The organism is Halomonas caseinilytica, assembly GCF_001662285.1.
GTDB classification, from domain to species: Bacteria; Pseudomonadota; Gammaproteobacteria; order Pseudomonadales; family Halomonadaceae; genus Halomonas; species Halomonas caseinilytica.
In genome coordinates, this window is sequence record NZ_BDEO01000001.1 from 248,034 (window position 1) to 260,644 (window position 12,611).

Here is a 12,611-nt window from a genome sequence, read left to right on the forward strand (position 1 = left end):
GCGTATAGTCTCTGTCGACTTTCGAAGTGCTCAATGGGATAGCTAGGCATGAAAACGATGATCCACAGGAGTCGGGGCGGTTGGCTGGCGCTGGCCTCGAGCCTGTTGCTGGTGGCCTGCGGCCAGGACGATGGCGGCCAGCAGCAACAGACAGCGGGAAGCGACGCGCCACCTCGGCCGATGCAGGTGATGGAGGTGACGCGCCAGGATCTTCCCCTGGAGAAGTCCTATCCTTCCAAGCTGCGCAGCGATGAAGAAGTCACGTTGGTCGCCCGAGTGACCGGTACTCTCGAGGAGCGCAAGTTCGAGCCCGGTGACATGGTCGAGAAGGGCGATAGCCTGTATTCCATCGAGCCGGACCTCTACGAAGCCACGGTCGCACAGCGTCAGGCCGACCTGGAGAGTGCCAAGGCCGAATTGGCCAGGGCACAGAGCGATGCTCGGCGCTACGAGCAGCTGCTGAACCAGAACTCGGTGAGCCGTCAGCAATATGACCAGGCGCTGGCCGATCGCAACGTTGCGCGTGCCAGCGTGGCCCAGGCCGAAGCTGCCCTGACCAGCGCGCAGATCGATTTGGGATATGCCAATGTCACCGCGCCGGTGAGTGGCCAGATCAGCCTCAGTCAGGTGAACGTGGGCAATCTGGTGAACTCCGGTACCGAGCTTGCCACGATCACGCCTCTGGACCCCCTTGAGGTGCGCTTCCAGCTGCCGCAGGCCGACGCCTTCGCCTTGCGCCGACAACTGGTTGATCAGCCGGCGAGCGAGATCGGTGCGAAACTCGAGCTGTCGGCGGGCAACGAGTCTCTCGAGGGGCATCTGGATTTTCTCGGTGCCCGGCTTGACGAGGGCACCAGCACCGTTCAGGCCCAAGCCACCTTTGCCAACCCCGATGGCACGGCATTGCCGGGCCAGTTTGCGCGGGTGCACCTGCAGGGCCTGAAGCGTTTCGATGTGCTGGCGGTTCCCGAACTGGCCGTCACCCAGGGGATGATGGGGCCGCAGGTCTTCGTGCTTGACGAGGACAATGTGGCTCGGGCACGCACGGTACAGCTTGGCGAGCTGGCAGGCCCCTGGCAGATCCTGGTGGATGGCCTGGAAAGCGGTGAGCGAGTCGTGGTGAGCGACCCGGGCGGTCTGGAGCCGGGTACGCCGATCGATCCCCAGCCCTTCGACGGCGATGCCGAGTCGCTGATGGACGAACAGCGCCAGTCTCAGCAACAAGGCCAAGGTCAAGGGCAGGGACAAGCGCAAGGACAAGGCGGAGCGTCGGCCGAGGGCGGCCAGGAACAGGTCCCCGATGAGCCGTCCGCGCCGGCCGAAGAGGACGCGGCGGAATGAACTTCTCCAACTTCTTCATCAAGCGGCCGATCTTCGCATCGGTGCTTGCCATCATCCTGACGCTGATCGGGCTGATGAGCATGCGGGTACTGCCGATCGAGCAGTACCCCAGCGTCGTGCCGCCTACGGTCTCGGTCTCCGCCACCTTCCCGGGGGCGGATGCCGAGACCGTGGCGCAGACGGTGGCGGCGCCGCTGGCGGAGGCCATCAACGGTGTCGAGGACATGCTCTACATGACCTCGACCAGTGCTGACAATGGCTCGATGAGCCTCAGCGTGGCCTTCAACATCGGCAGCGATGGCGATATCAACACCATCAATGTCAATAACCGGGTCCAGGGGGCGCTGTCCCAGCTGCCAGAGGCGGTGCAGGATCAGGGCGTGACAGTGGAGCTGCGCTCCAGTTCGATTCTGATGCTGGTGTCGTTGATCTCGCCGGATGGCGATTACGGCTCCGTGTTCATGCAGAACTATGCCACCCTCAATATCCTGGATGAGTTGCGCCAGGTGCCAGGGGTCGGTGACGCTGAAGTGCTGGGTGGCGGTGAATTTGCCATGCGTGTCTGGATGGACCCGGACAAGCTGGCGCAATACGACCTGACGCCAGCCGAAGTGGCCAGCGCGATCCGAGCTCAGAACACCGAGGTGCCGGCGGGCAGCCTGGCAGCCACGCCACAGGCCGACCCACGCGCCTTCACCTATACCATTACCGCCGGAGGCCGGCTGTCGGATCCCGACGACTTCCGCGAGATCTTCCTGCGTACCAACCCCGATGGGTCGGCATTGCGGTTGGGTGATGTGGCGCGCATCGAGCTGGGGGCTTCCTTCTATGGTATCGATGCGAAGCTGAACGGCGGCACCATGACGCCGATCATGATCAATCAACAGCCTGGTGCCAATGCGCTGGAAACGGCCCGGGGTGTGGAAGAGGTCATGGATGAGCTGTCCGGTCGCTTCCCGCCGGGGCTCGAATATGTGACGCCCTACGACACGACCCAGTTCATCGACGCCTCTGTGGAAACGGTATTTCATACCTTCATCGAGGCATTCCTGATCGTTGGCGTCATCCTGTTCATCTTCCTGCAGAACTGGCGCTTCACGGTGATCGCCATGTCGGTGGTGCCGGTCTCGGTACTGGCGACCTTCGCAGGCTTCTATGCCTTTGGCTTTTCCATTAACTTGCTGACTCTGTTCGCCTTGGTGCTGTCGATAGGTATCGTGGTCGACGACGCGATCCTGGTGGTGGAAAACGTCGAACGGGTGCTCAGCGAGGAAGAAGATATCACCGTCATGCAGGCGACGATCCGGGCCATGAAGGAGGTTGGGGGCCCTGTGATCGCGACCTCGTTGATCATGGCGGCGGTGTTCGTGCCGGTGGCTTTCCTCGGTGGCTTCAGCGGGCAGATCTATCAGCAGTTTGCCTTGACCATCGCCGTGTCGGTGGCCTTCTCGGCCTTGATGGCATTGACCTTCACCCCGGCGCTCTCGGCGATCTTCATCAAGCATGATCTGCACCGCAAGGAATCGGCCTTCATGCGCGCGGTTCGCACGCCGCTGCGCCTGTTCGACCGCTTCTTCGCCGGTGTCACCGCCATCTATATGTGGACCGTCAAGGTGCTGGTTCGCTTCTGGGGATTGGCCCTGCTGCTGACCGCCCTGGTTGGTGCGGGTTCCTGGTGGCTTTATCAGAGTACACCTTCGACACTGGTGCCCGAGACTGACCAGGGGATCGTGCTGGCCTCGGTGCAGCTGCCGGACTCGGCGTCGCTGGCGCGAACCGAGGAGTACATGAACAAGCTGAGCTCTGCCATCGAAGACGTGGAAGGGGTGAAGTTCTCCACGGCGGTGGCGGGCTATGACATGTTGACGAGCTCGGTGAATACCGCACGTGGCATCATCTTCGTCAACATGGAGCCCTGGGGCGAGCGTGACCTGACGGCATCCGAACTGATCAACAAGATCATGCAGTTCGGTGCTCAGATTCCGGGGGGCTCGGCCATGGCCTTCAACATGCCACCGATCGTCGGTCTTTCGACTACGGGCGGTTTCACCGGATATCTGCAGTCCTATGAGGGGGCGTCTCCCGAAGAGCTCTATCAGGCTTCTCTGAAGGTCATGCAGGCGGCCAGCGAGCATCCGGCACTGAGTCAGGTCTTCACTACCTTCAATGTCAATGTGCCGTCCTACGAGGCCAAGATCGACCGCCAGAAGGCAATGAGCTACGGCGTGCCGATGGAGTCGCTGAACTCGACGCTGGGAAATACCTTCGGCAACGGGTTCGTCAACTACTTCAGCTACCAGGGGCGCAATTTCCAGGTCTACCTGCAGAACGAAGACGAGTTCCGCAAGACGCCGGATGATATCTCCAACGTCTATGTTCGGGGTGGCGATGGTGAGCGGATCCCGCTTTCCGAATTCGTGACCATGGAACGCAAGACGGCTCCGGCGGTAGTGACACGCTTCGGTGTCTATTCCGGCGCGCAATTCCAGGGTGGTGCGGCCCCTGGCTACAGTTCGGGCCAGGCAATCGAGGCCATGGAGCAGGTCGTCCAGGAGGAGCTTGGTGACGGCTGGGGCATGGGCTGGACCGGTACCGCTTATCAGGAGAGTCAGGCCGGTAGTGCCGCAACCTTGGCCATCATCTTCGGCATACTGATGGTGTTCCTGATCCTGGCGGCGCAGTACGAGAGCTGGTCGCTGCCGCTGGCGGTGTTGACAGCCACGCCGTTCGCCTTCCTCGGTGGCATTGGTGGCATCGCGCTGCGCGGGCTCGATACCAGTGTCTACGTGCAGATCGGGATGCTGGTGGTGGTCGGCCTGGCGGCGAAGAACGCCATCCTGATCGTCGAGTTCGCCGAGCTGCAGCGCCGCGAGCAAGGCAAGACGATCCGCGAGGCGGCCATCACGGCGGCGCATCTGCGCTTCCGTCCGATCGTCATGACCTCGCTGGCGTTCATCTTCGGTACCTTGCCACTCGCGTTGGCAACCGGTGCCAGTGACACCAGCAGTCACCATATCGGCACCACGGTGGCGATGGGTATGGCCTCGGTGGCTGTTCTTGGCAGCGTGTTCGTGCCGACCTTCTACGCCATGATCGCGGGTGTCTCTGACTGGCTGAGGCGCAAGACGCAAGGCCAGCGTGATGACCATGGTGGCGACGAGCCGGCGCTGGAGCACGATACGCACTGAGCACCTGGCGTGCTCGAGTGCAGGCGGGCATCGTTCCTTCGGGAACGATGCCCGTTTTTTTGTGCGGGAAGTGACAACGCGATGTTCGAGACAAAAAGGGAGGCGTCGCTCGGGATTATTCGACTATGCTGATGGATAGAAGAGCACTTTGCCGGCTAACGGGACCGGCGGGAGGAGGATGCCATGAACGCCATCACCGATCTTGCCCTGCGCTTTCCGCTGATCGTTTTCACCGTGCTGTTGGCACTTCTGGGCCTGTACTGGCTGCTGGTGCTGCTGCGCTTGGTGCCTACCGAGCTGTTCGAGCGGGACAGCCTCAAGGAGGACCATCTGGCCAGTACCATGGTGTCGCTCGGATTCGCCGGCGTGCCTGTCTCGGTAGCCTTGACCATACTGACGCTACTGGCCGGCGCCGTGACGCTGGTCGTCGAGTTGCTGGTGCTCAGTTGGGTACCGCTGGGCTTTTTCCGGGTGCCGGTAGGCGTCGTGGTGCTGTGGTTGTCGTTCGCGCTGGCGTCACCCGTGACGGCGGGGGTGTGCCGGCGGTTGCATTGCCGGCTGCATCGCCACCCCGGCCTGTCTCGGCGTTGCTTGCTCGGCGAGCGGGTCCAGGTCACCAGTGTCGCTGAGAATGGGCGTGCCAGCGCCGTGATGGATGATGATGAGGCTCGCGAGGTTCAATTGCTGGGCAAGACGGACAACCAGCCCAGGACGGGCGAAACCCGGATCCTGGTCAAGTATCTACCGGATATCGATGCTTACCGTTCGGTGCTCGAAGAGGACTATCTGGATGCCCGCACTCGGCTGGTGCGGTTGCATCTGGTCGGTCATCACGAGACGTCCGAAGGACAACGACATGGCCACAATGGCTCGACGCCGTCAGCCTGAATGATTGTCCCGCTCGAACAGACGAAGTTGGGTATCGACCAGTTGGGTCCCGCGTTCGTAGAGGGAGAAGGCCTCGGTATCGCGCAGCCAGTCATGGAAGAGGCCACTGAGGGTCGACTGAAGAAGCTTGGTGGCCACTTCCGGGTCGAGGTCCTGGCGTAGCAGCCCCTGGTCCCGGGCCTGGGTGAGATAGATCAGCAAAGCGTCCAGGCATTCGCTGGCCATCTCGCTTTCCATGGCGCGGGGATCGATATCGCTGAAGAACTCGCAGCGGTGAACCAGAGTGACATGCACGCGCCGATGACGGGGCTGCTCCAGGCGACGGAACCCGAGTTGACAGCCCAGACGAATCGCCTCCAGAGGTGAAGCGTCGCTGGGGGCAGTTTCCGCTACGAGTTCCTCGAATGGCATCCGGACCCTGTCGAGCATGGCGCGGAACAGATCGGCCTTGTTGCGGAAATGCCAGTAGACGGCCCCGCGGGTCATGCCGGCATGCCGGGCGATCTGCTCCAGCGAGGTGCAGGCGACTCCTTTCTCGAAGAAGACATCTTCGGCGGCGTCCAGCAGCGCCTCGCGCGTGGCCTCGGCTTCGGCCTTGGTACGTCTGGCCATGGGGGATTTCGACTCCGGATGATGCGTGCTGTCTATTCTACCCGAGGGTGACAGCTTTTACATTCGTTGTTGTATGGTGACAGCTACGGCTCGCCCTTGATGCGCGTTGCGTGTATAAGGCGAAGCAGAACCTTCTTCCATCAGACAAGGACCGACGATGGCGCGCGCTCCCTTCGAAATGGCCGATATGCGTGTAGCCCCCGGGACCCGGCAGCAAATCGATGTGCCCGTGGCCAGGCTTTACACCCATGCTCCCTTGTACATTCCCGTCGAGATCGTGCATGGCCGGCAAGCAGGGCCGGTGCTGCTGGTGTGTGGCGGTATTCATGGCGACGAGATCAATGGGGTGGAGATCGTGCGACGCCTGTTGCGCTCGCGGCAACTGGCACGGTTGCGGGGCACTCTGATCGCCGTTCCCATCGTCAATGTGTTCGGATTCGTGCAACACAGCCGATACCTGCCGGACCGGCGCGATCTGAACCGATGCTTTCCGGGGAGCGAATCGGGCTCGCTGGGTGGTCGGGTGGCGGCACTGTTCCGCGAGCAGATCGTCGATCAGGCAACCCATATCATCGATTTGCACACCGGTGCCATCCATCGCACCAATTTGCCGCAGATCCGGGCTCAGTTGGGGTCGAATGACGAGACAGAGCGCATGGCCAGCGCCTTCGGCGCGCCGATCGTCCTCAATGCGGAATTGCGGGAAGGCAGCCTGCGACATTATGCGCAGAATCGTGGCACGCCGGTATTGACCTACGAAGCTGGCGAGGCGCTGCGTTTCGACGAATGGGCGATCACGCCAGGCGTGCGTGGCGTGCTGAGAGTGATGCGCCGCCTCGGCATGCTCAGTGGCGAGCATCGGCATCGCGCGCCCCCGGTGGCGGAGCTGGCAACCGGCTCGAGTTGGGCGAGAGCCCCGATCGATGGCATCCTGCGCCCCCAGGTGCGCCTAGGTGCGAGGGTGGCCAAGGGTGAGCGGCTGGGGCGCGTCGCCGATCCTTTCGGCAATGCCGAGGGCGAGGTGCTGTCGATGGCTGATGGCATCGTCATCGGGATGGGGCGTCTGCCGCTGGTCAATGAGGGCGAGGCGTTGTTCCATATCGCACGCTTCGATGTCATAGAGGAGGCCGAGAACGCCGTGGAAACCTTCCAGTCGAGCCTGGAGCCGCCACCGGACTCGCTTTACTGAGCAAGGACGCGATCAGCTTGCCAGGGCAGGCTGGTCCTCGGCCACCAGGCCCAGGGCATCGTCGAACACCGCCAGGCCGGCGCCGTCACGGTGAGCGTTTTCGGACAGATGACGCCGGAAACGTCGACCTCCCGGGCAGCCCTGGAACAGCCCCAGGAGATGGCGGGTGAGGTGATTGAGTCGGGCGCCTTCCTCGAGCCGGCGGGCGATGTAGGGGCGCAGCGCACGCGCCGCCGCGTGCCGGCTCTCCGCCGGATCCGGCTGGTCGTACAGGCGGGAATCCACCGACGCCAGTAGCCAAGGGTTCTGATAGGCTTCGCGACCGACCATCACGCTGTCGACGTGATCAAGCTGCCCGAGGCAATCGTCCAGGGTCTTGAGGCCGCCGTTCAACCCGATGTGCAGCTCGGGGTGCTGAGCCTTCAGGCGGTGAATGCGCGGATAGTTGAGAGGTGGCACGTCACGGTTCTGCTTGGGGGAGAGCCCTTCCAGCCAGGCCTTGCGTGCGTGCACGATGAAGGTGTTGCAGCCGGCATCGGCGACGTGCTGGATGAAGTGTGCGAGGTCGGCGTCTTCATCCTGATCGTCGATGCCGATGCGGCATTTTACGGTCACTGGAATAGAGACGGCTGCTTGCATCGCCTTGACCGCCGCGGCGACCTTGTCGGGGTAGGCCATCAGGCAGGCGCCGATCAGGTTGTTCTGTACGCGGTCGCTGGGACAGCCCACGTTGAGGTTGACCTCGTCATAGCCCCATGCCTCGGCAATGGCGGCGCACTCGGCGAGCTCGCCGGCGTCGCTGCCGCCCAGTTGCAGGGCCAATGGATGCTCGACGGCATCAAACCCCAGAAAGCGCACCCGCGGTGAACCATGCAGGATAGCCCCGGTCGTGACCATCTCGGTATAGAGCAGGGCACGACGTGTCAGGGTGCGAGCGAAGGCGCGGTAATCGCGGGTGGTCCAATCCATCATGGGGGCCACAGAAAAGCGGCGCGCCTCGTCTGCGGCGTTATGTCTCGTCATATCAGATTGCTATCCTTCGTGTCGGTGTCGTCCGATCACGTCAATACCCTCTAAATGCCGTCCAGAACCGACCTTGATGCATCTTCTGCCTATCAGGTATGGCGCGGCGTCTGTGTTCCATGGTCGAGTGGTGCATCATGGGTGACATGCCGGCAGTGCGGTTTTCGATGGGCGGTATTGTACGAAAGACGGACTACTCGGCATAGGCAGGCATGCTGGGAGGAAGGCTTTCCCGACGGGGTGATGCAGCACTGACCTGGCGGTGCCATCTCGGGCAACCGAACTTCTCGGGATGTCATGCGCCGCCGACGAGTGGCCATGATGAAAGAGAAGGGCGGAAACATTCTTGTGCTACTGCGGTCAGTGCAGTAACTTGGAAATGTATAGGGAAACACCCCAGTTTATCTTCTCTTTGGGGGAAGCGTCTGTCCATGCGTCGTTTTGTCACTGCTTGTCTGGCCTTTCTGATTGTCGGCGCCATGCTGTCGACGTCGCCTGTGGGGCTGGCCGGCGTGCAGGCTTCGGACAAGGCGCTGACGACGGCCTTCTCGTGGGATGCTTTCCAACCAGGAACGCCGCTGTCGGACACGCACGAAGGGGACAGCGATCAGCTTGCCGCTTTCGTCTTTCTCGCTTCGTGGGGCGCCCCGGCATCGGGCCTGGTGTCACCTTCTTCCGCGCATGGCCACCGCCATCGCACGTCGCTGTCTATCCGGGCTCCGCCACAGTACCTCTGAATCCTTCTCTTCAACATCCTGGTCCGTCACGGGCCGTTTCCGAGAATGTCTCCCGCGCTATGGGCCATGCCGACGCGGGCTGTTCAGAGGTTTGCCAAATGAAATTCTTGCCCTTGTCACGACTCGATATCGCCGACCATCTGGTGACTCCCCAGGAATTCTTCGACATTGAAGGCGACTCGCCGGCCTTGAGTCTGATGATGGACTTTCGCCAGTATCGTCCTCGTGCCATCAGTGCCTCGACGCCGGCTCTGTGGGCCGCCAATTCGATGGCCTCGGAGCAGGTGGATTGCAAGCTGGTGGTCGATCGCCAACGGGAATTCATCGGATTGTTGTCCCAGGAGCGTCTCTCGGAGCAGAGCCTGATTGCTGCCCAGACGACTCTTGGCATCGATCGCGAGAGCCTGACCGCAGCCGACCTGATGTTGCCTCGTTCCTCCATGCCGGCACTCGACTATGGCGACCTGGTGAATGCCACCGTGGCGGATCTGGTGGCTACCCTGCGGGAAGCGGGCGAGCCGTACTGCTTGGTGCGGGACAATGCGCATCGGCAGATACGAGGATTGATCTCCGTGCGGGAAGTATCCGTTCGCCTGCACCAGCAAGTGTCACTCAAGCCCAAGAGCTCGGTCCTCAAGATGCTGGATGCGCTCGGCTGACAGACATCCTGCGAACCGTACAGGCGGCCCTGAAAGGGGCCGCCTGAAGGCGATGGCCGTGCTTGCAGCCCGAGATCAGGGCGATTTTCGTTGGATAATGTCCCCTGATGTATCGGAAGGAGCAAGGGGGGAATGATAATCTGACAGCTCATCCTCGGATCGAGGGAAGATGCATGAACGGATGGCATCGAGTCATGGCGGGCCTCATGCTGTCGTTGTTGGCGGGGTGCGGCAATGGCGGGGAGCAGGAAGACAGTGGGGCGACAGAACGCCTCGGTGGTGTCGCCCAACCGGAAGAGGCCACCCAGCCGGGAGAGGGGGAAGAGGCGGAGCGTGTGGCCGAGCCGGCACCCTTCGATCAGGATGTCGCCTTCGATATGTCGATACGTCTGGATGCGTCGAGTCGACTGCTGGTCGAGGGGACGACCAACTTGCCGCCGGGCACTCGATTGCGTGTGATGGCAGAGCGCGATGCCAGTGGTGTGAGCTGGCGGGAAAGGGTCGAGGTCGGCCCTGATGGCTTTGCTGCGGGGCCTTTCGGGCCGGGAAGCGGGCTGCCCGAGGGGATCTACCGGCTCCGCGTGACGATGCCGCCGATCAGTGTTCAACCTTCAGCCGTGCAATCCCGCTTGGGGCAACGGGGGGAGCATCTCAGTGGCCCCTGGGTCGTGAGTTCCGAGCATGGCCTGGGGCAGGTCGTCGAGGCGCGGTGGTCCTTGCGCATCGAGCCGGACGGTGTGCGCATGATGCCGTGACATCTCCCGGTGGCATGACGAAGGGCCCTGCGGATGGCTTGCTGGGTGCGTATAATGCGGTCAACCGCCCTGGTGCCAGGGCTTCTTTTCATTGATCGGACCTAGGACGACATGACCGTACGTACTCGTATCGCTCCGTCCCCCACCGGGGATCCTCACGTCGGCACGGCCTATATTGCCCTGTTCAACCTGTGCTTTGCACGTCAGCAGGGTGGTCAGTTCATCCTGCGTATCGAGGATACTGATCGCCTGCGCTCCACCGCCGAGTCCGAGCAGATGATCCTCGATTCGCTGCGCTGGCTGGGGCTCGAATGGGATGAAGGGCCGGATGTGGGCGGGCCTCATGGTCCCTACCGGCAGAGTGAACGCGGTGATATCTACGTCGAGTATGCTCGGCAGTTACTTGATGCGGGCCATGCCTTCAAGTGCTACCGAACCAGCGAGGAGCTCGATGCCTTGCGGGAGGAACGCAAGGCCGCTGGTCAGCATCTGGCCTTGAAGCCTGATGACTTGGCCTTGCCCGAGGAGGAAGTGGCGCGTCGCGAGCGTGAGGGATGGCCTCATGTGGTGCGAATGAAGGTGCCGACCGATGGGACCTGTGTGGTCGAGGACATGCTGCGTGGCACCATCGAGGTGGATTGGGCGCAGGTGGATGCCCAGATCCTGCTCAAGTCCGATGGCATGCCGACCTATCATCTGGCCAATGTGGTCGACGATCACTTGATGGGCATCACGCATGTGCTGCGCGGGGAGGAATGGATCAATTCCGCACCCAAGCACCAGTTGCTCTACGAGTACTTCGGCTGGCCGATGCCGGCGTTGTGCCACATGCCTTTGCTCCGCAATCCGGACAAGTCCAAGCTGTCCAAGCGCAAGAATCCAACATCGATCAACTACTATCGACGCATGGGCTTTCTGCCGCAGGCGGTGGCCAACTACCTGGGTCGCATGGGCTGGTCGATGCCTGATGAGCGGGAGAAATTCACCCTCGACGAGATGATGGCGCATTTCGATATCCAGCGCGTCTCTCTGGGTGGGCCGGTTTTCGACCTGCAGAAACTGACCTGGCTCAATGGCCTCTATATTCGCGAGGACCTCGATGACGATGCTCTGCTGGAGGCATTGAAAACGTGGGCTTTCAACGACGCCTATGTGCGCGAGATTCTGCCCCAGGTACGTCCTCGTGTGGAGACGCTTTCCGAGGTGATGCCGTTGGCCGGGCATTTCTTTTCCGGGCTGCCGAGCATCGATGAGGATAGCTTCGCCCAGGTCAAGCTCGAGCGGGAGTCCTTGCTGAAACTGCTGCAGTTCCTGGTCTGGCGCTTCGAAGCCGTCCCGGCCTGGAACAAGGAAGCCCTGTTGGGCGAGGTGAAGGCACTGTCGGCGCATTTCGAGCTCAAGATGAAGGATTTTCTGGCACCGGTCTTCATCGCCATCACCGGGTCGTCATCGAGCACCTCGGTCATGGATGCCATGGCCATCCTGGGGTCTGACATGACGCGTGCGCGCCTTCGTCATGCCATCGAAGTGCTGGGCGGCGTCTCCAAGAAGCAGACCAAGCGCTTCGAGAAGGAGTTCCGCGAACTCTAATGTCATAGTAAAACGCTGAAGTTCCGTCGCGAGCGACGGTAAACTGGTCGTCGCCGGAGCGCAGCGCCCGGAGTGTAGCCTGCTACATGAGGAGCGCGAGCACCGCCGGCGGCCAGGATATCGAGCGCAGCAGGAAATTCTCGTTTTCCCGTTGACGAAGGCGGGGGGAATCAGTATCATACGCCCCGTCTTCACGAGATGTGGGGCCTTAGCTCAGCTGGGAGAGCGCAACACTGGCAGTGTTGAGGTCAGCGGTTCGATCCCGCTAGGCTCCACCACCATCTCGTCTCGAAGTCGATGCGTCCCATTCGTCTAGTGGTCTAGGACACCGCCCTTTCACGGCGGTAACAGGGGTTCGAACCCCCTATGGGACGCCACTCCCTTTTCTCTTCTTGCATGTCACTTCCTCTCCGTCAGTCGGCGAGGCGATTTGCCATGAGTCCTCATGCTGTCGGCATAACTCTGTGGCTGGCATCGGTATCCGGGTGAGTCTGCGTCTCACTCAGCGCCATAAAGCCTGAATTCGGGCTTGACTTGTCCACGTCCCCTGTTCTTTTCCAGTGCGAGTCTGCGGTGACGCGCCGTCAACCCGCATGGTACTGGGCTTCTCTGAAAAAGCTAGGTAAATC

Annotated in this window: 10 protein-coding genes and 2 tRNA genes; 10 read left to right on the forward strand and 2 right to left on the reverse strand. The window is 61.8% G+C overall.

The genetic code is table 11. The annotated features are described in order from the left end of the window. Positions 1–48: 48 nt before the first annotated feature. From HSDC_RS01105 to HSDC_RS01115, 3 genes are all read left to right on the forward strand, one after another. Positions 49–1,341, forward strand: a complete 1,293-nt coding sequence (locus tag HSDC_RS01105) for an efflux RND transporter periplasmic adaptor subunit (protein WP_064698086.1) — start codon at positions 49–51, stop codon at positions 1,339–1,341. Then, entirely contained in the window at positions 1,338–4,529 is a 3,192-nt protein-coding gene (locus tag HSDC_RS01110; RefSeq protein WP_064698087.1) for an efflux RND transporter permease subunit, read from the forward strand. Before HSDC_RS01105 ends, HSDC_RS01110 begins: the two co-directional genes overlap by 4 nt. Positions 4,530–4,712: 183 nt before the next feature. Then, positions 4,713–5,417, forward strand: coding sequence for a hypothetical protein (locus tag HSDC_RS01115; protein WP_064698088.1), 705 nt, complete (start codon positions 4,713–4,715; stop codon positions 5,415–5,417). Here HSDC_RS01115 and HSDC_RS01120 read toward each other — a convergent pair. Continuing rightward, the gene (locus HSDC_RS01120; protein WP_064698089.1) at positions 5,409–6,029 is read right to left on the reverse strand and encodes a TetR family transcriptional regulator; all 621 of its coding nucleotides are present in this window, start codon (positions 6,027–6,029) and stop codon (positions 5,409–5,411) included. The genes HSDC_RS01115 and HSDC_RS01120 overlap by 9 nt on opposite strands. Positions 6,030–6,186: 157 nt before the next feature. Between HSDC_RS01120 and HSDC_RS01125 the strand changes: the two genes are divergently transcribed. Further along, positions 6,187–7,218 (forward strand): succinylglutamate desuccinylase/aspartoacylase family protein, encoded by a 1,032-nt coding sequence (locus HSDC_RS01125; RefSeq protein WP_064698090.1) that lies wholly within the window; start codon positions 6,187–6,189, stop codon positions 7,216–7,218. A 12-nt stretch (positions 7,219–7,230) separates the two neighbouring features. Here the strand turns inward: HSDC_RS01125 and dusA are convergent, their stop codons facing one another. Next, entirely contained in the window at positions 7,231–8,241 is a 1,011-nt protein-coding gene (gene dusA, locus HSDC_RS01130; RefSeq protein ID WP_064698091.1) for a tRNA dihydrouridine(20/20a) synthase DusA, read from the reverse strand. A gap of 431 nt (positions 8,242–8,672) precedes the next feature. Here dusA and HSDC_RS01135 point away from each other — a divergent pair, with 431 nt between their 5' ends. The 6 genes from HSDC_RS01135 to HSDC_RS01160 all read left to right on the forward strand — a co-directional run bounded on the left by HSDC_RS01135 (position 8,673) and on the right by HSDC_RS01160 (position 12,359). Continuing rightward, positions 8,673–8,978, forward strand: a complete 306-nt coding sequence (locus tag HSDC_RS01135; protein ID WP_064698092.1) for a hypothetical protein — start codon at positions 8,673–8,675, stop codon at positions 8,976–8,978. A 98-nt stretch (positions 8,979–9,076) separates the two neighbouring features. Next, the gene (locus HSDC_RS01140; RefSeq protein ID WP_064698093.1) at positions 9,077–9,637 is read left to right on the forward strand and encodes a CBS domain-containing protein; all 561 of its coding nucleotides are present in this window, start codon (positions 9,077–9,079) and stop codon (positions 9,635–9,637) included. Positions 9,638–9,810: 173 nt separating this feature from the next. Next, entirely contained in the window at positions 9,811–10,392 is a 582-nt protein-coding gene (locus HSDC_RS01145; protein ID WP_064698094.1) for a hypothetical protein, read from the forward strand. A gap of 111 nt (positions 10,393–10,503) precedes the next feature. Beyond that, on the forward strand, positions 10,504–11,982 hold the full coding sequence (gene gltX, locus HSDC_RS01150; protein WP_064698095.1) for a glutamate--tRNA ligase: 1,479 nt from the start codon (positions 10,504–10,506) through the stop codon (positions 11,980–11,982). Positions 11,983–12,184: 202 nt separating this feature from the next. Further along, positions 12,185–12,260, forward strand: a tRNA-Ala gene (locus HSDC_RS01155). 23 nt (positions 12,261–12,283) lie between these two features. Then, positions 12,284–12,359 (forward strand) — tRNA-Glu (locus HSDC_RS01160). Positions 12,360–12,611: the final 252 nt, after the last annotated feature.

Coding starts and splice junctions, on each gene's coding strand:
- HSDC_RS01105 (WP_064698086.1), top strand. CDS start 49: ATGAAAACGATGATCCACAGGAGTCGGGGCGGTTGGCTGGCGCTGGCC.
- HSDC_RS01110 (WP_064698087.1), top strand. CDS start 1,338: ATGAACTTCTCCAACTTCTTCATCAAGCGGCCGATCTTCGCATCGGTG.
- HSDC_RS01115 (WP_064698088.1), top strand. CDS start 4,713: ATGAACGCCATCACCGATCTTGCCCTGCGCTTTCCGCTGATCGTTTTC.
- HSDC_RS01120 (WP_064698089.1), bottom strand. CDS start 6,029: ATGGCCAGACGTACCAAGGCCGAAGCCGAGGCCACGCGCGAGGCGCTG.
- HSDC_RS01125 (WP_064698090.1), top strand. CDS start 6,187: ATGGCGCGCGCTCCCTTCGAAATGGCCGATATGCGTGTAGCCCCCGGG.
- dusA (WP_064698091.1), bottom strand. CDS start 8,241: ATGACGAGACATAACGCCGCAGACGAGGCGCGCCGCTTTTCTGTGGCC.
- HSDC_RS01135 (WP_064698092.1), top strand. CDS start 8,673: ATGCGTCGTTTTGTCACTGCTTGTCTGGCCTTTCTGATTGTCGGCGCC.
- HSDC_RS01140 (WP_064698093.1), top strand. CDS start 9,077: ATGAAATTCTTGCCCTTGTCACGACTCGATATCGCCGACCATCTGGTG.
- HSDC_RS01145 (WP_064698094.1), top strand. CDS start 9,811: ATGAACGGATGGCATCGAGTCATGGCGGGCCTCATGCTGTCGTTGTTG.
- gltX (WP_064698095.1), top strand. CDS start 10,504: ATGACCGTACGTACTCGTATCGCTCCGTCCCCCACCGGGGATCCTCAC.